General features: G+C 70.7%; 19 protein-coding genes and 1 tRNA gene. 9 read left to right on the top strand and 11 right to left on the bottom strand.

Annotated features, from left to right (window positions below):
* Positions 1 to 46 precede the first annotated feature (46 nt).
* The 8 genes from MED01_RS24070 (at position 47) to MED01_RS24105 (ending at position 8,298) form a co-directional block, all read left to right on the top strand.
* Positions 47 to 2,269: a PH domain-containing protein gene (locus MED01_RS24070; RefSeq protein WP_238670832.1), complete on the top strand. Its 2,223-nt coding sequence runs from the start codon at positions 47 to 49 to the stop codon at positions 2,267 to 2,269.
* 142 nt (positions 2,270 to 2,411) lie between these two features.
* On the top strand, positions 2,412 to 2,660 hold the full coding sequence (locus MED01_RS24075; RefSeq protein ID WP_238670833.1) for a hypothetical protein: 249 nt from the start codon (positions 2,412 to 2,414) through the stop codon (positions 2,658 to 2,660).
* Entirely contained in the window at positions 2,657 to 2,947 is a 291-nt protein-coding gene (locus MED01_RS24080) for a hypothetical protein (protein ID WP_238670834.1), read from the top strand. The genes MED01_RS24075 and MED01_RS24080 overlap by 4 nt, the downstream gene beginning before the upstream one ends.
* A 4-nt stretch (positions 2,948 to 2,951) precedes the next feature.
* A complete protein-coding gene (locus tag MED01_RS24085) occupies positions 2,952 to 4,100 on the top strand; it encodes a bifunctional DNA primase/polymerase (protein ID WP_238670835.1) in 1,149 nt (382 codons plus the stop codon).
* Positions 4,097 to 4,870 carry a DUF6884 domain-containing protein gene (locus MED01_RS24090; protein ID WP_238670836.1) on the top strand — a complete coding sequence of 258 codons (774 nt, stop codon included), beginning with the start codon at positions 4,097 to 4,099 and terminating at the stop codon, positions 4,868 to 4,870. Before MED01_RS24085 ends, MED01_RS24090 begins: the two co-directional genes overlap by 4 nt.
* A complete protein-coding gene (locus tag MED01_RS24095; RefSeq protein WP_238670837.1) occupies positions 4,867 to 6,468 on the top strand; it encodes a YfjI family protein in 1,602 nt (533 codons plus the stop codon). The genes MED01_RS24090 and MED01_RS24095 overlap by 4 nt, the downstream gene beginning before the upstream one ends.
* 445 nt (positions 6,469 to 6,913) lie before the next feature.
* Positions 6,914 to 7,096 carry a helix-turn-helix transcriptional regulator gene (locus MED01_RS24100; protein ID WP_274526179.1) on the top strand — a complete coding sequence of 61 codons (183 nt, stop codon included), beginning with the start codon at positions 6,914 to 6,916 and terminating at the stop codon, positions 7,094 to 7,096.
* A complete protein-coding gene (locus tag MED01_RS24105) occupies positions 7,096 to 8,298 on the top strand; it encodes a tyrosine-type recombinase/integrase (protein ID WP_238670839.1) in 1,203 nt (400 codons plus the stop codon). Before MED01_RS24100 ends, MED01_RS24105 begins: the two co-directional genes overlap by 1 nt.
* 102 nt (positions 8,299 to 8,400) lie before the next feature.
* Here MED01_RS24105 and MED01_RS24110 read toward each other — a convergent pair whose 3' ends face one another.
* The 10 genes from MED01_RS24110 to ald all read right to left on the bottom strand — a co-directional run bounded on the left by MED01_RS24110 (position 8,401) and on the right by ald (position 18,310).
* Positions 8,401 to 9,363, bottom strand: coding sequence for a DUF8453 domain-containing protein (locus MED01_RS24110; protein WP_504899719.1), 963 nt, complete (start codon positions 9,361 to 9,363; stop codon positions 8,401 to 8,403).
* Between the two features lie 170 nt (positions 9,364 to 9,533).
* Positions 9,534 to 9,607, bottom strand: a tRNA-Pro gene (locus tag MED01_RS24115).
* 210 nt (positions 9,608 to 9,817) lie between these two features.
* Positions 9,818 to 11,224 (bottom strand): ribosome biogenesis GTPase Der, encoded by a 1,407-nt coding sequence (gene der / locus MED01_RS24120; protein ID WP_238670841.1) that lies wholly within the window; start codon positions 11,222 to 11,224, stop codon positions 9,818 to 9,820.
* Positions 11,221 to 11,955 carry a (d)CMP kinase gene (gene cmk / locus MED01_RS24125; RefSeq protein ID WP_238670842.1) on the bottom strand — a complete coding sequence of 245 codons (735 nt, stop codon included), beginning with the start codon at positions 11,953 to 11,955 and terminating at the stop codon, positions 11,221 to 11,223. The genes der and cmk overlap by 4 nt, the downstream gene beginning before the upstream one ends.
* Positions 11,956 to 12,149: 194 nt before the next feature.
* Positions 12,150 to 12,920, bottom strand: a complete 771-nt coding sequence (locus MED01_RS24130; protein ID WP_238659881.1) for a pseudouridine synthase — start codon at positions 12,918 to 12,920, stop codon at positions 12,150 to 12,152.
* Positions 12,907 to 13,764 (bottom strand): SMC-Scp complex subunit ScpB, encoded by an 858-nt coding sequence (scpB, locus tag MED01_RS24135; RefSeq protein ID WP_443677143.1) that lies wholly within the window; start codon positions 13,762 to 13,764, stop codon positions 12,907 to 12,909. The genes MED01_RS24130 and scpB overlap by 14 nt, the downstream gene beginning before the upstream one ends.
* Positions 13,765 to 13,999: 235 nt before the next feature.
* The gene (locus MED01_RS24140) at positions 14,000 to 15,046 is read right to left on the bottom strand and encodes a segregation and condensation protein A (RefSeq protein ID WP_238670844.1); all 1,047 of its coding nucleotides are present in this window, start codon (positions 15,044 to 15,046) and stop codon (positions 14,000 to 14,002) included.
* 41 nt (positions 15,047 to 15,087) lie between these two features.
* Complete coding sequence (locus MED01_RS24145) at positions 15,088 to 16,011, bottom strand: ParA family protein (protein ID WP_124817891.1); 924 nt, start codon at positions 16,009 to 16,011, stop codon at positions 15,088 to 15,090.
* A gap of 179 nt (positions 16,012 to 16,190) precedes the next feature.
* Positions 16,191 to 17,156 carry a site-specific tyrosine recombinase XerD gene (locus MED01_RS24150; protein ID WP_238670845.1) on the bottom strand — a complete coding sequence of 322 codons (966 nt, stop codon included), beginning with the start codon at positions 17,154 to 17,156 and terminating at the stop codon, positions 16,191 to 16,193.
* Between the two features lie 38 nt (positions 17,157 to 17,194).
* Positions 17,195 to 18,310 carry an alanine dehydrogenase gene (ald, locus tag MED01_RS24155; protein WP_238670846.1) on the bottom strand — a complete coding sequence of 372 codons (1,116 nt, stop codon included), beginning with the start codon at positions 18,308 to 18,310 and terminating at the stop codon, positions 17,195 to 17,197.
* A gap of 280 nt (positions 18,311 to 18,590) precedes the next feature.
* Here ald and MED01_RS24160 point away from each other — a divergent pair, with 280 nt between their 5' ends.
* On the top strand, positions 18,591 to 18,878 hold the full coding sequence (locus MED01_RS24160; RefSeq protein WP_372492730.1) for a TM2 domain-containing protein: 288 nt from the start codon (positions 18,591 to 18,593) through the stop codon (positions 18,876 to 18,878).
* A gap of 83 nt (positions 18,879 to 18,961) precedes the next feature.
* On the opposite strand, the gene MED01_RS24165 is transcribed toward MED01_RS24160, so the two are convergent.
* Positions 18,962 to 19,567 carry an NUDIX domain-containing protein gene (locus tag MED01_RS24165; protein WP_238670847.1) on the bottom strand — a complete coding sequence of 202 codons (606 nt, stop codon included), beginning with the start codon at positions 19,565 to 19,567 and terminating at the stop codon, positions 18,962 to 18,964.
* Between the last annotated feature and the right edge of the window lie 34 nt (positions 19,568 to 19,601).

Raw genomic sequence — 19,601 nt, forward strand, 5'->3', positions numbered from 1 at the left:
CCGCCGGCCCCCTACCGATCTCCCGACCGTTGGAGGAACCCCCATCATGACTGCCCCCGATGAGAACCCTTTCGACTGGCAGGCCGCAGAGAACGACCTGACCGACCCCACCGCCGCCGGCCCGGATGCCGAGGTGGTCGACCTGGACGACGCCCGCGCCCGCCGGGTGCCCCGCCCCCGCCCGCCGGCCGGCAGCGGCGACGACACCGCCGCCGACAGCGGCGAGGACGCCGAGACGGTCGACGACGGCCCCGAGCGCCTCGGCGGGTTGGTCGACGCGGCCGAGGACATCCCGCCGGAGGTGCTCGCCCGGCAGCGGGAGCGCCGGCCGATCCTGGCCGAGTGGGCGCGGTCGTGGCGCGGCCTGCGCGCGGCGGCCCGGCACCAGAGCAAGGATGCCGGCTACGTCACCGCCTACCACGCGGTGCGGCTGCCGAAGTACGCGGCGAAAACAGCTTTGTGGGCACCCGTTGGCGTGGTCCGCGGCCTTGGTCGGGCGTTGCATTGGGCCAGCGCCGAAGAGGGCAACTGGCACCTGCGGCAGGCCGCCGCGACCCGTGGTGAGGCGGACGTGTGGCTCAAGCTCGACGCCCGCCGGCAGCGCCAAAGCGTGTGGCGGTGGTGGGTGCTCGCCGCCGGTGCCGGCACGACCGTGACCGTGGCGATCGTCCTGGCCATGGGTCCGCCGTGGTGGCGGTGGGTCGCCCTCGCCGTGGTGGTGCCGCTGCTGGCCACCCTCGGCCGACCGGCCGACAAGCCCCTCACCGACCGGGTCACCGAAGGCACCCGCTACCGCAAGCTGACCGCCGACCTCGTGCGGCGGGCGTTGACCTCGTTGCAGATGGCCGCCATCAACAGCGCGGTTGCCAAGGACCCAAAGGCCATCAGCTTCCCGGTCGACATCCACCGCGACGGCCCCGGGCACCTGGCCGTGGTCGATCTCCCGTACGGAGTGGAGGCCGCCGAGGTGGTCGCCCGGCGCGGCCGGCTGGCCTCGGCCATGCGGCTGCCGCTGGATCAGGTGTGGCCCGAACCGGCCCCCGGTCACACCGGCCGACTGGCGTTGTGGGTCGGCTACGAACCGGCGTCGCAGATGAAGCAACCCGCGTGGCCGCTGCTGTCCGAGTCGGCCAAGGTGGACGTGTTCAAGGCGTTCCCGTTGGCCACCACACCTCGCCTCGACACGGTCGCGGTGGACCTGATGTTCCGCAACTTCCTCTTCGGCGGCCAGCCCGGTTCCGGGAAGACGTTCGCGCTGCGGGATCTGATCCTGGCCGCAGCCCTCGACGCCCGCACCGAGATCCGGGGCTACGAACTGAAAGGCGTCGGGGACTTCGCGGTGTTGGAGCCGGTCATGGCCGAGTACGGCAACGGCTTCGATGACGACACCCTCGCCCGCTGCTTCGCCTTCATCGAGTGGCTGTATGAGGAGTGCCGCCGCCGGTCGAAGCGGATCGAGCACTACGCGAGGTTGGGCAAGGCCCCGGAGAACAAGGTCACGCCCGAACTGGCCAGCCTCAAGGGGTCGGGGCTTCACCCGCTGGTGGCATGGTTCGATGAGCTGCAAGAACTGATGACCAGCAAGTACGGCAAGGACGCCGGAGAGATCCTGGAAAAGGTCATCAAGCTCGGCCGTGCGCTCGGGGTGATCATCCTGATCGGTACGCAGATCCCCGACAAGGACAGCTTGCCGACCGGCATCACCCGCAACGTCAACAGCCGGTTCTGCCTCAGCGTCGCTGACCAGACGGCAAACGACATGATCCTCGGCACGTCGGCCTACAAGAACGGCTACCGCGCCACCGTGTTCCAGCCGGTGGTAGAGGCCGGGTGGGGCATCCTGCGCGGATTCGGTCCCAAGGCGTCGGCGGTGCGCTCGTTCTACGTCGACACCACCGCCGCCGCCCGCATCGTCGCCCGCGCCGTCGCGCTGCGCACCACGGCGGGAACCCTGCCGAAGCTCGACGAGCAGACCCGCGACGTGGCCCCGGTCGCCGACGTCCTCGGCGACCTGGCACGGATCTGGCCGGGCGACGACAAGGCCGTCTGGAACGAGACGCTGTGCGCGCTGCTGGCCGAACTGCGGCCCGACGTCTACGGCGGGTGGGAGGCCGCGCAACTCACCACCGCGCTCAAGCCCCACCCGGCGGTGAAGGTCGGCGACGTCGGGCGGCGCATCGACGGCAAGGCCACCACCCGACGCGGCATCAAACACCCCGACCTTCTCGCCGCGATCGCGGAGCGTGACCGGAAGCGATCCGCCGGCTAACCCGCCGCGAGGGTGCTAGCGCTAGCGGCCCGTCCTGCTAGCGCTAGCACCCTCGCTAGCACCCCACCCGAATCATGAGCTGCAACCTAGCAGATAGCAGCTCACGGCCCCGTGCACCCAAAAGCCGGCCCAGGAGGCACCCGTGAACCCCCACCTGACCGCCGCTATCACCCTCGCCACAATCCCCGCCCTGATAACGCTCGGTTACGCCGTCCTGTGCTGGATCAAGCCCGTCAAGACCTGCCAACGGTGCGCCGGCACCGGCCACATCACCACCCGCGTCCTGCGCCGCCCGCGTGCCTGCCGCCGCTGCGACCGAGGCCACCGGCTGCGCACCGGCCGCCGCGTCTACAACCACTTTCACCGGCTGCGCGCCGAGGCGAACCGATGAACCGCCGCGCCCGCGACGGGCACACCGAGTGGTGCGGCAAGGGCCACCGCTGCGGCCTCGGTGAGCACCGATCGGAAGAGATCGTGGTCGACGTCGCCGGCCGCTCCCGCGCGGTGCTGGTGCGGGTGCGCACCGCCGCCGGCCGCGAGCACGCCGAGGTGCGCGTCAGGGTCGCGCTCGCACCGTCCGAGTTGGCCGCCCGCCGGCAGTTGGTCGGGCTGCTCGGCGACCTGCGGCACGCGGTGACCCAGGCCGCGATCACCGCGCGGCCCCGGCCGAGGCGGTGACCCGTTGGCCGCCCGGTGGCTGGTCGCGAGCGCGGTACTCGGCCGGCAGGTGACCGACGCCGAGGCATACCCGCACATCTGCGGGCGGCTGCTCACCGCCGACATCGCGCGCAGCGGCCGGCCCGTCCTGTTACGACGCCGCGACTGCGCCGCCTGCGCGCAAGGCCGCCACGAACGCCGACACGGCCGGCCGCAAGCCGTTCGCCTCACCACCTCACCCGCACCACCGGAGAGGACCCGCACCATGCCTGACAACCCACTGCTCATCGCCGCGCTTGCGCACGCCGAACGCGGCTGGCATGTCTTTCCGCTACGCCCCGACGACAAGCGACCCGCGTTCCCTGACCACGCTGGCGACGACTGCACCGGCCGCGACCCGCGCTGCCGCAGCGCCGGGCACCACCTCGGGTGGGAAGCCCGCGCCACCACTGATGCGGACCGCATCCGCCAAGCGTGGACGGCCCGCCCCTACGGCATCGGCTTGGCCTGCGGCCCGTCCCGGCTGGTCGTGGTCGACCTCGATCGTCCGAAGGACGGCACCAGCGGCCCGACAGGGCTGGACACCCTCGCCGAGTTGGCCGCCGCGCATGCTGCCGGCATCGAAGCGACGTACACGGTGACCACCGGGCGGGGCGGCACTCACCTCTACTACCGCCACCCCGACGGCGGGCCGGAGCTGCGCAACACGGCCGGCACGCTCGGGCCGCTGGTCGACAGCCGCGCCCATGGCGGTTACGTGGTCGCGGCCGGCAGCACCGTGGTCGGACGGCCCTACCGGGTCGACCTGGATACCGACCCCGCCCCGCTGCCCGGGTGGCTGGTCGGCCGGTTGATTCCGGCGCCGCTTCCGGCGCAGCGGCCGGTGGTGGTGTCGCTGCCGACCGACCGCAGCGGCGCGTACGTGCGGGCCGCGATCACCCGGGAAGCTGACCGGGTAACCACCGCGCCGGCAGGGGAGCGCAACCGCTGCCTCTACGTCGCTGCCGTGGCACTCGGGCAACTCACCGCCGGTGGGTCGCTCACCGCAGAGGACGCCGAAAGCGTGCTGGAACAAGCCGCAGCGCGGGCCGGGCTGGGCCACCTCGAGACCGCACGCACCATCCGATCCGGGCTGGCCGCCGGCAGCAAGCGACCCCGGCAGGTGGCCGCGTGACCCGGCCCGACGACAACCGCAGTTGTCACCGCGCGCCCCAGCTCCACCCCGCAGCCGGCTACGTGGCCGACCACGCCGCCGCGCTGGCCGCCGCCCGAACGCCATCCGATGTCCTGGCCGCGCTGGCCGCGATGGAGGCCGCGTGCCGGGAAGCCCGAGAGTGGATCGCGGTCGACCTCGTGCTCAACGACGGATGGTCGTATGCCGAGGTCGGCCGGGCGATGGGCACCACCCGGCAGGCGGCCAGCAAGGCCTACGCCGACCCGGTCAACGCCCGGATGCGCCGCAGCGTGATGGGCCGCGACGACGCGGTGGTGATCGTGGGATGCGGCACCGCGAAGCTCGACCAGCCCGCACCCGCCGGGCGCATGTACACCGGCAGTTACCACCGCGCTTGCCGCCGTGCCGCCGACCGGGTCGGCGGGCGGTTGGTCATCCTGTCCGCCCGCTATGGGCTGCTCACCCCGGACACGGTGATTGAGCCGTATGAGCTGCGGATGGGCCAACCCGGTGCCGTCACCGTGCCGGCCCTGTACGCGCAAGCGCGCCGCTTCGGCATCGACGTGGCCGGCACCGTGACCGTGCTGGCCGGCCGCGACTACGCCGACCCGGTATCGGCGGTGTGGCCGCACGCGCGCCGGCCGCTTGACGGCACGCGCGGGATGCCCGAACAGATGGCCGTGCTCGCCGAGCTGGCGCGCACCGCGACAACCCCGGTTGTCACCAATCCCCGTTTCACCGCACCGATACCGGAAGGACGTGCCGCATGACGCCCGCCCGCCTTCACCTCGTCACCGACCACCCGGAAGCCACCGACGCACCACCGGCCAGCGGCGGGCCGCTGTGGGATGTTCCAGTGCCCTTGACCGGGCCGTCCACCGCGCCGCCGCCGTTCCCGGTCGACGTGTTCCCCGGCTGGTTGGGCGACATGGTGACCGGTGTTGCCCGCTTCACGCAGACCGATCCGGCGATGGCCGGCACCCTCGCCGTAGCCGTGCTCTCCGCGTGCGCGGGCGGCCGGATGGAGGTAGAGCCGGTCGGCGGGTGGCGCGAGCCGGTGAACGTGTTCGCCGCCGTCATCGCCGGCCCCGGCGAACGCAAGAGCCCGGTTCACCGGGCCATGACCGCGCCGCTGTTCGCCGCACAGTCGACGTTGGGTGAGGCGATGCGACCTCGGATCGCCGAGGCTGCCGCGCTGCGGGACATCGCCGACCGGCACGCCGAACAGGCCAAAACCCAAGCGGCCAAGGCCAGCGACCCGGGCAAGCGCGACGAGGCCGCCGCCGAGGCCGTCGCGGCTGCGATCGCGGCCGAGGCGATCATCGTTCCCGTCCTACCCCGCCTGATCGTCGACGACGCCACCCCGGAAGCCCTCATCGGTTTGATGGCTGCCAACGGCGGGCGGATGGCGATCATCAGCGATGAGGGCGGGATCTTTGACACCCTCGCTGGTCGGTACTCCGGTGCCCCGAACCTTGACCCCTACCTGAAAGGCCATGCGGGGCAGCCGATGAGCAACGAACGGCAGACCCGCGAGGGTGCCTCGGTCGACAAGCCCGCGCTGACCGTGTGCGTGATGGCGCAACCGACCGTGCTGCGCAAGTTCGGCGGGAACGCCGACCTCGCCGGGCGTGGCCTGCCGGCCCGGTTCCTGTTCGCCCTGCCCCGGTCCCTGGCCGGTTATCGACTGGTGGATACCGAACCGGTGCCGGAGCAGGTGACGGCCGGCTACCGGCACCGGGTGCACGACCTGGCCGCCACCCTCGCCGAGTGGGAAGACCCCGCCGTCGTCACCCTCACCCCCGAGGCGGGGCGGGTGCGGCTGGCCGCCGCTCAGGAGGTGGAGGCTCAGCTACGCCCCGGCGGGACGCTGCACGACATGCGGGAGTGGGGCAACAAGCTCTCCGGCGCGACGCTGCGGCTGGCCGGGTTGCTGCACGTTGCCCACCACCCCGCCGACGCGTGGCGACGCCCCATCGACGCCGACCGGATGACCGACGCCGTGCGGCTGGCCGAGTTCTTCGCCGCGCACTACCGGGCCGCCCTCACCACCATCGGCAGCGACGCCGCGATGGAGAACACCCGGTACGTGCTCGGGGTGCTCACCACCAAGGGCATGGCCACCTTCACCCGCCGGGAACTGCACCGCCGCGTGTCCCGCCGGCTGCCGAAGTCCGATGAGGTGTCGGCGGTGCTCGCCGAGCTGGCCGCCCTCGGGTGGGTCCGCTCCGGCGCGGATGGTCGCTACGAGCTGCACCCGCGCGCCGTGGCCGAGGTGCCCGAAAGCGTTGACACGTTGACAACCGCCCCCGATGCCGACGTTTCCGCAGCTCAGACCACCCACGAAGGTGTCAACGGGGTGCGTTGACAGCCGTTGACAGGCGTTGACAATCCGTCGCCGGTCGACCCGGTGTCAACGGGTGTCAACGCCTGTCAACGGGGGGCGTTGACACCCCCGACACCCACCTCACCTGCGGAAACGTGCCCGGGTCGGCCGATTGTCAACGTGTCAACGCCTCCCGGCCCGCACCCGCGCCGCCGCCCAGCGACCGGCACCGGAAAACGGCCCGCTGAGAGCCACACAGACGGTTTGGCCCTATGCCTTACCCCGACCCTACCCAGGTCTTGCCCCCACGACGCTCTCAGCGAGCCGCCCTGCGCCCTTCTGCCGAACCGCCACTCTGATCCCTCCACAAGCGACCAACGTCGACCGAAAGGCCCTCACCGTGCGACTCGTGACGCAGAGTCCCGCTCCGGATAGGCGCGCCACTCCGGAAGCGGACGGCACCATCCGGCTTTCACCCAAGCTGTTCATGTCCACCGAGGAACTTGCCGAGCTGCTAGACGTCGACCCGTCGACCATCCGGCGTTGGCGTACCGTTCCACCCTTGCAGGGTCCGCCGTTCATTCAGATTTCCGACCGCGTGGTGAAGTACGCGACGGCCGATGTGGAACGGTGGCTTTCTGCCCGCCGGGTCCACCCGAGGGCAGCCTGATGACCCCTCCGCAGCAACCGCCGATCGGCGTACAGCCCGCTTCCGACGTGGAGATGCGAGCAGGTCGGGAGCGCCCCTACCGGGCGCGGGTCCGGTGGGTCGACCCAACGACCAAGCGCCGCCTGTCCAAGTCAACGTCGGTGGCGACACCGGAAGAGGCGCAAGCGTGGATCGACGCAATGGTCAGCGCGGCGCAAGGAGGCGTCGACCCGCTCGCGGCAACGAAGCGACTGGCCGAATACGGCGAGAGCGTGATGACGCTGGCGCTGCGCGGCCTGGAGCGGAAGACGCTAGACCCATATCTTGCCGGCTGGCGTAAGCGGGTGGTGCCGGCCCTCGGACACATTCCGATTCGCATGATTACCAACGGTGCGGTAGATCGGGCCGTCCATGGGTGGATCGCCGACGAGTGCAGCCGATCGACGGTCAAGAACAGCCTTGCCGTGCTGGTCCGAGTAATGCAACAGGCCGTACGGGACGGCATCATTGCGCGAAACCCTGCTCAGGTCACCGGGTGGCAGCGCGAATACCAGCGGGCAGAAGACGAGTTGGACAACCCGCGCACTCTGGCTCTGCCCCACTGGGAAGCCCTGACACGGCTCGCCGCCGCACTGGTCGAACGGTCCACCAACGGGTTTCCCGGTTGGGGCGACGTGACGATTTTCGCCGCATGCACGGCCGCGCGGATCGGCGAGGTTTCCGGCGTCCGCGCCGAGGACATCGACCGGGAAACGTGGATGTGGACCGTCCGCCGGCAGACCACACCCGGCCCCGGTGGCCTAATCGACAAAGGCACCAAGGGAAAGCGCGCCCGCATGGTGCCGCTGATCGAAGAGGTGCGGCCGATCGTCGCTCGCCGCCTGGACTCGGCCGCCGAGCCGCACTCTCGACTGTTTACCGGGCCGCGTGGCGGACGGATCAGCACTGCCGTGCTGCGGGACGCGACCCATTGGGATGAGGTGGTGGCAACGCTCGGCTACGAACACTTACGCCGGCACGATCTGCGGCACACGGGGTTGACATGGATGGCGGATGCAGGCGTGCCGGTGCACGTCCTACGAAAGATTGCTGGGCACGGATCTCTCACGACGACCCAGCGATACCTTCACCCGGACCGGCAATCAATCACGGACGCGGGCGCGGCTCTAAGCGCTCATATCGCCCATAACCAGAAATCTGTAGTGCAGCTCCGAGCGGTGTAGCGAATGCGACGCCCGCCATAGTCCTTGGGACAGGCGGGCGTCACTTTCGCCCATTACCTGACGCTGCCGTTCGCAGGAACGGCGGATGCTCTGATTCCCCGATTAGCTGCCGTCGCCTGCCCTCTGTTTTAGCTGAACCTCATCCGGAGGCATCTCCTTGGAGGCAACCTGCGGAGCCGGCTCCTCGGCATCAGCGCGCATGGGAGGGTCCACTACCTCCATAGGCAAAAACTGTTCTTCAACCTGAGGCGGTTGTGCAGGATCTCCGGCGGCGGAGGGCTCAACGGCTTCGACCGGATCGTGCAAAGTGTTCTGAGCCGGGTCACTTACACCAAGGCGCTGTGCCAACACTTCATGCTTGGACTCCCATTTTTCGTACTCCTGCCGTCGCTTCTCGTCTTTCGCTGCACCATCTCGCACATAGATTCGCAGGCCTCCGTGGATGTCTTCCTGCCACTTTTTAAGTGTCTTCTGAATCTCGCGCAGCGCTTTTGCCGAATCATGCGCTCCGTACGTGACCGTCCACCTTCGACCCTTGAACATCGACCAATCGAGCGTCGACTGAGACTTATACGTCTCCTTGCCTTGTGAATCCTTATAGCACACGAGCACATCATGGCAATCCGGCAGGTCGGTCTGTCCACGCGATTGAGAGAAGTCCCAGACCGTCCGCCACTCTTGCCCGGGCGCCAAGATCGGAAGCTTATCGAAGACCCAGACGTCTTCCACGCCTCCTGCGTCGCCGCCGCTCCTCTGAAGTGGCGGAGTTGACCGGAATTCAATGTCGTAGGCAGCGGTCGTCCCGAAGTTGCGAATTACGAGGTCGACGATGGCGGGACTCACCTCAGCTGGTTCCATGAACGCCACCACGTAAGGCTGGGCCTGCTCCTTGCGCAACCTCCGCGCCTCACGGGCCTGCCCCAAGGCGATAAAGGCGGCGATGGTAGCCACGAGGAGAGTGGCCACAGCGGCGGCAGCTGACCAGTTACCGGCGTTCCAGTCGTGAAGTGTGTCCCACAACCACCAGTCCCGTACGGACGCCCAGAGCCTTGCGAGAGGTTCCATGTGAGATTCACTCCACGCTCGTCGAGGCAGCTCGCCAGCGTTGCCTCAGGCGGATTGCCGAGAATGGTCCCCAAGTGGTCCCCGCGAAGGGAGACGGGTACTTCCTCCGGCAGCGAGCGATCCCCGCTCTGAACAGGAGGACTTCCCTGTTCAGAGCGGGGATCTTCCTGTCGGGACGGCCGGATTCGAACCGACGACCCCTTGACCCCCAGTCAAGTGCGCTACCAAGCTGCGCCACGTCCCGCCCCCGCGTGGTTTCCCCCGCGGCAGCCGGTACAGCTTAGCGCAGCAGCTCCGAGTCGTCCGCACAGGCCCCACCGGCGTCGCGAGGCAGCCGAACCAACCCACAAGGAGCCACCACACACCCTCTAGAGCGTCCTAGGAGGGTGGGGTTGAAAGAAATGCCGGATGGGCGGGGACCACCCATCCGGCAAATCGAGCGAACTGGACCGGGTCAGCCGTGCGCCTTGCCTCGGCCGCCGGGGCCGAGCTTCTTGCGCGGGCGGACCGAGATCTCGATCGGGCTGCCCTCGTACCCGAATTCCTCGCGGAGCTTGCGCTCGACGAAGCGCTGGTAGCCGGCGTCGAGCGGGCCGGTGGTGAAGAGCACGAACCGTGGCGGTGCCACACCGGCCTGCGTCGCGAACAGGATCCGCGGCGCCCGCCCACCACGCACCGGGTGCGGGGTGGCCTGCACCAGCGCGGTCAGCCACTGGTTGAGGTGTGCGGTCGGCACCCGGGTTTCCCAGCTGGCCAGCGCCTTGTTCAGGGCCGGGGCCAGCTTGTCCACGGCACGGCCGGTCATCGCCGACAGGTTCAGCCGGATCGCCCAGGGGATGCGGCGCAGCTCCCGGTCGATTTCCTTGTCCAGGTAGTACCGGCGGTCGGCGTCGACGAGGTCCCACTTGTTGAACGCGATGACCAGCGCCCGGCCCGACTCGGTCACCATCGACAGGATCCGCTGGTCCTGCTCGCTGATCGGCTCGCTGGAGTCCAGCAGCACCACTGCCACCTCGGCGGCCTCGATCGCGCCGGCGGTGCGCAGGCTGGCGTAGTACTCGGTGCCGCTGGCCTTGCCGACCCGCTTGCGCAGCCCAGCCGTGTCGACCAGCTGCCAGGTCTGACCACCGATCTCGACCAGGCTGTCCACCGGGTCCACAGTGGTGCCCGCCACCGAGTCGACGACCGCCCGCTCCTCACCGGAGAACCGGTTGAGCAGGCTGGACTTGCCGACGTTCGGCCGCCCGACCAGCGCCACCCGGCGCGGTCCACGCGGGCGGTTCTCCACGATCGCCGGTGCTTCCGGCAGCGCGGCGAGGATGGCGTCCAGCAGGTCGCCGGAGCCGCGTCCGTGCAGCGCGGACACCGGGAACGGCTCACCGAGACCGAGCGACCACAGCGAGGTGGCCTCCATCTCGATGGAGTTGTTGTCGGCCTTGTTGGCCACCAGGATCACCGGCTTGGCGCTGCGCCGCAGCATCTTCACCGCTGCCTCGTCGACGTCGGTGGAGCCCACCATCGCGTCGACAACGAAGAGCACCACGTCGGCGGTGACGACCGCCGTCTCGGCCTGCGCCGCGATGGCCGCGGCCCGGTCCTTGGCGTCCGGTTCCCAACCGCCGGTGTCCACCACTGTGAACGCCCGGCCGTTCCACTGCGCGTCGTACGGCACCCGGTCACGGGTCACGCCGGGGACGTCCTCGACGACCGCCTGCCGGCGGCCGATGATCCGGTTGACAAGCGTCGACTTGCCCACGTTGGGGCGGCCGACCACGGCCACCACCGGCTGCGGGCCGCTCGGTTCCTCGAGGACGACCTCGGGCTCACGCAGCTCGACCCACCCGCCGCCATCGCTACTCATGCCGCTCCTCCGCTTCGCTCCGGACCGTCATGAGACGCAACAGCACGGCTCATCGCCACGCCCCGCTCGGTGAGCAGCTCACGCATCCGCGCCACGACCTCGTCGATGCCCAGCTCGGTGGTGTCCAGCACCACCGCGTCGGGCGCCTGGGCCAGCGGGTTGACCTTGCGGGTCGAGTCGAGACGGTCCCGCCGGGCCAGATCGGCGGCAGTGGCCGCCACGTCGGCGGCGTCCTCGGCGCTGCGCCGGGCGGCACGGGCCGCCTCGGAGGCGGTCAGGAAGACCTTCAGGTCGGCGTCCGGCGCCACCACCGAGCCGATGTCACGACCCTCGACCACCATCCGACCAGCGTTGGCGATCATCTCGCGCTGCCTGGTGACGAGCAGCTCACGGACAGCCGGCACGGCGGCGACGGCGGAAACCGCGCCGGTCACCTCGGTGCCACGGATGTCCGCGTCCACGCCCACACCGTCGACTGTCACGGCGTACCCCTGCGGGTGGGTGCCGATGCGCAGGTTGACCTCGCCGGCGACCTTTGCCACCGACGCGGCGTCGGTGAGATCCACGCCGGAGCGCAGCACGGCCCACGTGATCGCCCGGTACATCGCCCCGGTGTCCAGGTAGCGCGCACCGATGCTCGCGGCGAGCCGCCGCGACACGGTGGACTTACCCGAACCGGACGGCCCGTCCACAGCGACCACACATCGCCCGGCCCGTACGTTTTCCTCCACCGTGTCCTCCTCAGCCCGTACCTCACGGATCGCCCGGTGAGCTGGCGCCGCAAGCGGTTGTCAATCGTCATCAATCATGCCCGGGTCCATTGGCGGACCCGCGCGCGACGCCGCCGGAGGCGACCCACGCCACCCGGCGGCCGCGTCCCGGCCATCGGTGGAGCCTACCGGCTGCCGTACCCCGAACTCGGGGGTCAGTCACCCACCGCGTTGAACAGGGCGGCGACCTCGGCGTTCGTCAACCGCCGGATCCGTCCGGTCCGCAGTTCACCCAGCCGGATAGGACCGATCGAGGTACGCACCAGCCGGGTAACCGGGTGTCCGACCTCCTCCATCAGCCGTCGGACGATGTGCTTGCGGCCCTCGTGCAGGCTCAGCTCCACCTGGGCGCTTTTACCCAGAGTGTCCACCACCTTGAACGAGTCGACCTTCACCGGCCCGTCCTCCAGCTCGACGCCGGCCAACAGCCGCTTGCTCAGGTTGCGCGGGATCGGCCCGACCACCTCGGCGAGATAGGTCTTCAGCACCTCGTACGAGGGGTGCATGAGCTTGTGCGCGAGGGTGCCGTCGTTGGTGAGCAGCAGCAGGCCCTCACTGTCCGCGTCGAGCCGCCCCACGTGGTAGACCCGCTGCTCCACCCGGTTGCCGATGAACTCGGCCAGCTCGTTGCGCCCCTTGTCGTCCGCCATGGAGGTAACCACCCCGCGCGGCTTGTTCATCGCCACGTAGACCAGGCGAATGTCGACCTGGAGGCGCTCCCCGTCCACATGGATCACGGAGGTGGCCGGGTCGACCTTGTCGCCGAGCTTGGCGACCCGCCCGTCCACGGTGACCCGGCGACGGAAGATCAGATCCTCGCAGGCACGCCGGGAGCCCACGCCGGCGGCGGCGAGCACCTTCTGCAGGCGCTCAGCCCCCTCGTAGACGGGCGCGTCGGGTTTGGGGGAACGGTTATCGGGTCGCATCAGCAAGCTCTTCTACGTCGTCGGGCAGGAAGGGTGCGAGGGGCGGCAGCTCGTCGACGGTGTTCAGCCCGAGCTTCTCCAGGAACAACGTGGTGGTCCGGTAGAGGAACGCCCCGCTGTCCGTTTCGGTGCCGCACTCCTCGATGAGGCCACGGGTGACCAGCGTACGGATGACCCCGTCGCAGTTCACACCCCGGATGGCTGAGATTCGCGAACGGGTCACCGGCTGCTTGTACGCAACCACGGCGAGCGTCTCCAGCGCCGCCTGGGTCAGCCGCACGGACTGCCCGTCCAACACGAACCGCTCAACGTACGTAGCGTATTCCGGCCGGGTGTACAGCCGCCACCCGCCGGCCGCCCGGCGCAGCTCGAACCCGTGCCCGGCCGCCGTGTAACCGGCGGCGATCTCGTCGAGCATCGGCCCGACCCGCTCGGCGGGCTGCTCCAGCACCTGGGCCAGCACCAGCTCGCTGACCGGCTCGTCGACGACCAGCAGGATCGCCTCCAACGCGCCGCGCAGCTCCGGGTCGGACAGCTCGGGCGCGGGCTCCGCCGCGACGGTCGCCCGCCGCCGCCCCGCCAGCTGCCGCCGGGGTACGCCCCCAGCGCCACCCGGCTCCCCCACCGTGCCGTCGGTCACCGCACCGAGGCCCGGTCCCGCAGGGCCCACCTCGTCCGCAGCCGCCTCAACGCGATCTGGCTCACCCGGGCCCGCCTCGTCCGAGGCCACCTCAAGGGGATCGGGCCCACCCGCGGTCACCTCGACAGGGCCTGGTCCACCCGGGCCCGCGTCGTCTGGGCCCGGCCCATCCGGGTCAACCTGCGCAAAACCCGACGCGACCATGTCCGGCTCGGCGGAATCGGCGGCGGCGTCGATTTCCGGTCGGCGCGCCGCCGCTTCAGGCAGTGCCTCGGCCGACGCGGCCCGATCGGTGGTCGGCTCGGCCAACTCCTCGGTGTCGGGTGCTGCGGCTGAGTCGTCCGGCTCCGTGGGGGTGTCGGCGGCGGGCGGGCGGGGGCGGTCCCACGGGGGGACCCAGGCGGCGGCCTGATCGGCCAGCGAGTCCCGACGTTGCTCGTCACTCATCCCGCGCACCCTCCGTCGTTCCCGTCCCGTCCGGCCCGCCGGCCTCCACCGCCGGCTCAGGCCCAGCCCCCGCAGGCCCAGGCCCAGCCCCCGCCGGCTCAGGCCCAGGCCCCGCAGGCTCTGCCACCGCCGGCTCAGGGCCAACCACCGCAGGCCCAGGCCCAGGCGACTCCGGGTCGGCCGGGGTGCCGGCGTACTCGTCGACGTGCAGCTCGGTGTCGCCGTCGACCGGGCCGGTCCAGCGCACTGTCAGCTCTTCCAGGGCCTGCTCCTGCACGAACGACACCAGACCCTCCCGGTACAGCTCCAGCAACGCGAGGAACCGGGCCACCACCTCCAGGGTGGCCTCGCAGTCGGCGCAGAGCAGCGAGAACGTGGCGGTGCCGGCCCGGCGTAGCCGGGCGGCGAGAATCGCCGCGTGTTCCCGGACACTGACCCGGACCATGTGCACGTGGGCGATGGAGACCTCCGGCACCGGCTTCGGGGTCATCGCCCTCACGGCCAGCTTCAGCAGCCGCTGGGGGCCGATGCCGAGCACCAGATCGGGCAGCGCCTCGGCGTAGCGGGCCTCCAGGCTGACCGCACGCGGATAGCGTCGGCCGCCGACGGCCTCCAGCTCGGCGATGTGCGCCGCCGCCTCCTTGTACGCCTTGTACTGCAACAGCCGGGCGAAGAGCAGGTCCCGCGCCTCCAGCAGGGCGAGGTCGGCCTCGTCCTCGACTTCGGCGGCGGGCAGCAGCCGGGCCGCCTTCAGATCGAGCAGGGTCGCGGCGATCAGCAGGAACTCGCTGGCCTCGTCCAGGTCCCAGTTGTCGCCCATCGCCCTGATGTAGGCGATGAACTCGTCGGTGACCGTGTGCAGGGCCACCTCGGTGACGTCGAGTTTGTGCTTGCCGATCAGTTGCAGCAGCAGATCGAACGGGCCGGTGAAGTTGGCCAGCCGGACCGTGAAACCGCTGGCGACCGGGTCGGTGGGCGGCACGCCGTCGACCACTGCCGCGTCGGCGGTCTCTGGTGGGTCGAGGGGTGGCGCGGTCACCGGACGACCGTAGTCCACGAGTCGGGCACCGGGCGTTCCGGCTACCGCTCCGACTGGGCGGCGATCACCTCGCGGGCCAGCTGACGGTAGTTACGTGCCCCGGAGGAGGCCGGATCCATCGTCGTGATGGGGGCACCGGCCACGGTGGACTCGGGGAACTTCACCGTCTTGGTGATGACCGTCTGGTAGACCTTGTCGCCGAACGCCTCCACGACCCGCTGGAGGACCTGGCGGCAGTGCGTGGTGCGGCTGTCGTACATGGTGGCGAGGATGCCTTCGAGCTCCAGGTCGAAGTTGAGTCGCTCGCGCACCTTGTCGATGGTGTCCAGCAGCAGTGCCACACCGCGCAGGCTGAAGAACTCGCACTCCAGCGGGATGAGCACGCCGTGCGCGACGGTCAGCGCGTTGATCGCCAGCAGGCCGAGTGACGGCTGGCAGTCGATCAGGATGTAGTCGTACTCCTTGCGGACCGTGCGCAGGACCCGGGCCAGGGCCATCTCCCGGGCGACCTCGTTGACGAGCTGGATCTCGGCGGCGGAGAGGTCGATGTTGGCCGGCAGCAGGTGCAGTCCCGCGACGTCGGTCTTGATGACGACGTCCTCGGCGAGGATGTCGTCCTGCATGAGCAGGTTGTAGATGGACAGGTCGAGGTTGTGCGGGTTGACGCCCAGGCCCACCGAGAGGGCGCCCTGCGGGTCGAAGTCGACGAGCAGCACCTTGCGACCGTATTCCGCGAGCGCGGCGCCCAGGTTGATGGTGGTGGTGGTCTTGCCGACGCCACCCTTCTGGTTGGCCATCGCGATGATGCGCGCGGGGCCGTGCCGGTCGGTGGGCATCGGCTCGGGAATGGGCTTGCGCATCGTGTAGGCAGCCGGGTCCGCAGGACCCAGGTCCGCGCCGAGCGTGGCCTGCTGCTCGCGGAGCTCCGACGTCCAGGTCTCGGCACGGTCACCGTTGCCAGCCATGTGCTCGTTGCCCCCTCCCGACGACCCACCCGGCGTCGGAGCCGTCCGACGTCCTTCGCGGCGCCGCTGCGCACCCCGGTCGTGTCGCTCCAGGAGGTCCGCGCCGATGCCGACTGTACGCCACCGACCAGCAGGGGGTTCGGCACCGGCCCGGCGTGTCGGCGTCGACAGCGACCGGTTCAGCCCTGGGCGCGGGGGTGGGCGGTCGCGTACACCTCGCGCAACCGCTCCACGGTGACCAACGTGTAGACCTGGGTGGTGGTCACCGACGCGTGACCGAGCAGCTCCTGGACCACCCGAACGTCGGCGCCGCCGTCGAGCAGATGGGTGGCGTAGGAATGGCGCAGTGTGTGCGGCGAGACCGCGGCCGGTCCGTCGACGGGCAGCCCGGCCCGGTCGGCGGCGCGGCGCAGGATGCCCCAGGCGCCCTGGCGGGACAGCGCGCCGCCGCGGGCGTTGAGGAACACCGCCGGGGTGCCCCGGCCGGCGGCGGCCAGCCCGGGGCGGGCCCGGACCAGGTAGGCGCGGACGGCGTCGACGGCGTACCCGCCGATGGGCACCAGCCGCACCCGGCCGCCCTTGCCGCGCAGCAGCACAGCGCCGTCGTCGGTGTCGAGGTCGTCCACCGCGGCGCCGACAGCCTCGGAGATGCGCGCGCCGGTGCCGTACAGGAACTCCAGCAGTGCCCGGTCGCGCAGCGCGAGGGGCGCGTCGTCGCCGGTCGCGGTGATCGGGCCGGTGGTCTCCAACAGCCGGACCACGTCGTCGACAGGTAGCGCCCTGGGCAGCCGGCGGGGCGGCGTGGGCGGGCGGACGTCGCGGCTCGGATCGGCGCCGGCCAGGCCCTCGCGCAACGCGAAGCGGTGCAGGCCCCGTACCGCGCTGGCCGCGCGGGCGGCGGAGGAGACCGCCAGCGGTGGGTGCGCGTCGTCGCCCGCGCGTAGCCGCGCCAGGTGCGACTCGACGAGGCCGGCGCCGACCGACGCGAGGTCGGTGACGCCGGCATCGGCCAGGGTGGCGAGATAGCGGTCCAGATCCCGGCGGTACGAGGAGAGCGTGTTGGCGGAGAGGCCACGCTCGACGGTCAGGTGGTCGAGGTAACCGCGAACGGCACGGCGCAGCGCCGGCGTGGGTGCTGTGCCCACGCCGGCGGAGTCCGTGCCGCTGGTCAGCCCGCCACCGCTCAGGCCAGCGCGTCAGCCAGCGGGAGCACGTCCATGCCGTGCGACTCGGCGACCGGGCCGTAGGTGACCTGCCCGGCGTGGGTGTTGAGGCCCAACGCCAGCGCCGGGTCGTTGCGCAGCGCCTCACGCCAGCCCTGGTTGGCCAGCTCCAGGGCGTACGGCAGGGTGACGTTGGTCAGGGCGTAGGTGCTGGTGTTCGGCACCGCGCCGGGCATGTTCGCCACGCAGTAGAAGATCGACTCGTGCACCTTGTAGACCGGGTCGGCGTGCGTGGTGGGGCGCGAGTCCTCGAAGCAGCCGCCCTGGTCGATGGCGATGTCGACGAGCACGCTGCCCGGCTTCATCCGGGAGACCAGCTCGTTGGAGATCAGCGTCGGGGCCTTCGCGCCGGGCACCAGCACCGCGCCGATGACCAGGTCGGCGTCGAGCACGGCACGCTCGACCTCGTACGCGTTGGAGGCGACGGTCTGCAGGTGGCCCCGGTAGATCGCGTCGGCCTGCCGCAGCCGGGCGACGTTCTTGTCCAGCAGCAGCACCTCGGACTGCAGGCCCAGCGCGATAGCGGCGGCGTTCATGCCGGAGACGCCGGCGCCGATGACCACGGTCTTGGCCGCGTACACGCCGGAGACACCGCCGGGCAGCACACCGCGCCCACCACCGGTACGCATCATGTAGAAGGCGCCCACCTGCGGGGCGAGCCGGCCGGCCACCTCGGACATCGGGGCGAGCAGCGGAAGCGACCGGTCGGGCAGCTCGACGGTCTCGTACGCGATGCCGGTGACCCGGCGGTCGATCAGCGCGTCGGTGCACTCCTTGGAGGCGGCCAGGTGCAGGTAGGTGAAGAGCACCTGCCCCTCGCGCATCCGGTGGTACTCCTCGGCGATCGGCTCCTTGACCTTGAGCACCAGCTCGGCGGTCTCCCACACCTCGTCGGCGGTGGCGAGGATCTTCGCGCCGGCGGCGGCGAACTCCTCGTCGGTGATGCTGGAGCCAACCCCGGCGCCGGACTCGACGAAGACCTGGTGGCCGCTGCGGGTGAACTCGTTGACACCCGCTGGCGTGATCGCCACGCGGTACTCGTGGTTCTTGACCTCGCGTGGGATTCCGACCTTCACGATGCAGACACCTCTCTTCGGGGCTGCTCTCCCCCGACTGCTCGGTGCCACGACGGCCCCTTTGCCATCGCGGTACACCGGTCCTGCGGCGGCAGTCTAGGCGCGCCCGGTGCCGCCGCGAGCCAGCACAGTGGCACCCGGTGCCCGGGTGTCCTGACGAAGTGTCAGGGCGGCGCCGAGATTCGGCGGCCGGGCGTCACCTCAGCCAACAGGACAGTGTTTCACCATTATCGTCCCATCTGCCGGGCGGCGGTGCGGACAGCCGGCGAGTGGATCACTAATGTGTCCGCCCATGACCACTCCTCCTTACCAGCCCGGGTACCCCCAGCCGGGGTACCCCCAGGGCGTCTCCGACAAGAGCAAGATCGTCGCGGGCATCCTCGGCATCCTGCTCGGCACCTTCGGTGCCGGTCGCTTCTACACCGGACACACCAAGATCGCCGTTCTCCAGCTCGTCGTGAGCCTGGTGACCTGCGGCGTCGGCGCTCTCTGGGGCGTCGTCGACGGCATCCTCATCCTGGTCAACGGCGGCACGGACGCGCAGGGCCGTCCGCTGCGCGACTCCTAGACCAACCAGCGAGAGGGGCCCCGCGGCTGACCGCGGGGCCCCTCTCGTGCGTACTCCCCCACCGGCTGGACCGGCGGCGACGCTCAGCGCGGCAGCGGCGCGTCCGCCCGACGCAGCTGCGCGAAGCCGGTGTCCCGGGCCCGGGCCGCGGCCAGCAGCCCGGCCACCGCTGACGCGTTGGTGATCTCACCGGCCAGGACCATGGCGACCGCCTCGTCCAGGTCGATCCGGACGACCTGGAGGTCGGCCTCCTCGTCGTGGCGCTCGTGCCGCTCGTCGGCCGGCACGTCGGCGAGGTCGCGGGCCAGGAACACCCGGACGATCTCGTTGGTGAACCCCGGCGAGCTGTGCAGATCCACCAGCACGTCGACCCGCCCGGCGGTGAGGTCGGCCTCCTCGGCCAGCTCCCGCAGCGCGGCCACCGGCAACTCCTCGCCGGAGACGTCCATCAGACCGGCCGGCAGCTCCCACAGGTGCCGCCCCACCGGGTGCCGGTACTGCCGGATCAGCACCACCTGGCCGGCGTCGTCGAGCGCCACCACTGCCACCGCCCCGACGTGCCGGACGAGGTCCCGCAGCCCGGTCCCACCGCCCGGCATGGTCACCTCCTCGGTGACCACGTCGAAGATCCGCCCCCGGTACCGCTCCTGCCGGGAACGCACCTCGTAGCGGTGCTCCAGGTTGCTCACGCCGTCGCCTCGCTGCGCTCGACGACGGCGCGAG

The organism is Micromonospora alfalfae, assembly GCF_022230925.1.
Classification (GTDB): Bacteria; Actinomycetota; Actinomycetes; order Mycobacteriales; family Micromonosporaceae; genus Micromonospora; species Micromonospora alfalfae.

What these genes read in the sequence shown, in the direction of transcription:
- MED01_RS24105 (WP_238670839.1), top strand. Translation starts at nt 7,096, where the DNA reads ATGACCCCTCCGCAGCAACCGCCGATCGGCGTACAGCCCGCTTCCGAC.
- MED01_RS24110 (WP_504899719.1), bottom strand. Translation starts at nt 9,363, where the DNA reads ATGGAACCTCTCGCAAGGCTCTGGGCGTCCGTACGGGACTGGTGGTTG.
- MED01_RS24095 (WP_238670837.1), top strand. Translation starts at nt 4,867, where the DNA reads ATGACGCCCGCCCGCCTTCACCTCGTCACCGACCACCCGGAAGCCACC.
- scpB (WP_443677143.1), bottom strand. Translation starts at nt 13,764, where the DNA reads ATGGTCGCGTCGGGTTTTGCGCAGGTTGACCCGGATGGGCCGGGCCCA.
- MED01_RS24080 (WP_238670834.1), top strand. Translation starts at nt 2,657, where the DNA reads ATGAACCGCCGCGCCCGCGACGGGCACACCGAGTGGTGCGGCAAGGGC.
- MED01_RS24100 (WP_274526179.1), top strand. Translation starts at nt 6,914, where the DNA reads ATGTCCACCGAGGAACTTGCCGAGCTGCTAGACGTCGACCCGTCGACC.
- MED01_RS24130 (WP_238659881.1), bottom strand. Translation starts at nt 12,920, where the DNA reads ATGCGACCCGATAACCGTTCCCCCAAACCCGACGCGCCCGTCTACGAG.
- der (WP_238670841.1), bottom strand. Translation starts at nt 11,224, where the DNA reads ATGAGTAGCGATGGCGGCGGGTGGGTCGAGCTGCGTGAGCCCGAGGTC.
- MED01_RS24160 (WP_372492730.1), top strand. Translation starts at nt 18,591, where the DNA reads ATGTGTCCGCCCATGACCACTCCTCCTTACCAGCCCGGGTACCCCCAG.
- MED01_RS24145 (WP_124817891.1), bottom strand. Translation starts at nt 16,011, where the DNA reads ATGGCTGGCAACGGTGACCGTGCCGAGACCTGGACGTCGGAGCTCCGC.
- MED01_RS24070 (WP_238670832.1), top strand. Translation starts at nt 47, where the DNA reads ATGACTGCCCCCGATGAGAACCCTTTCGACTGGCAGGCCGCAGAGAAC.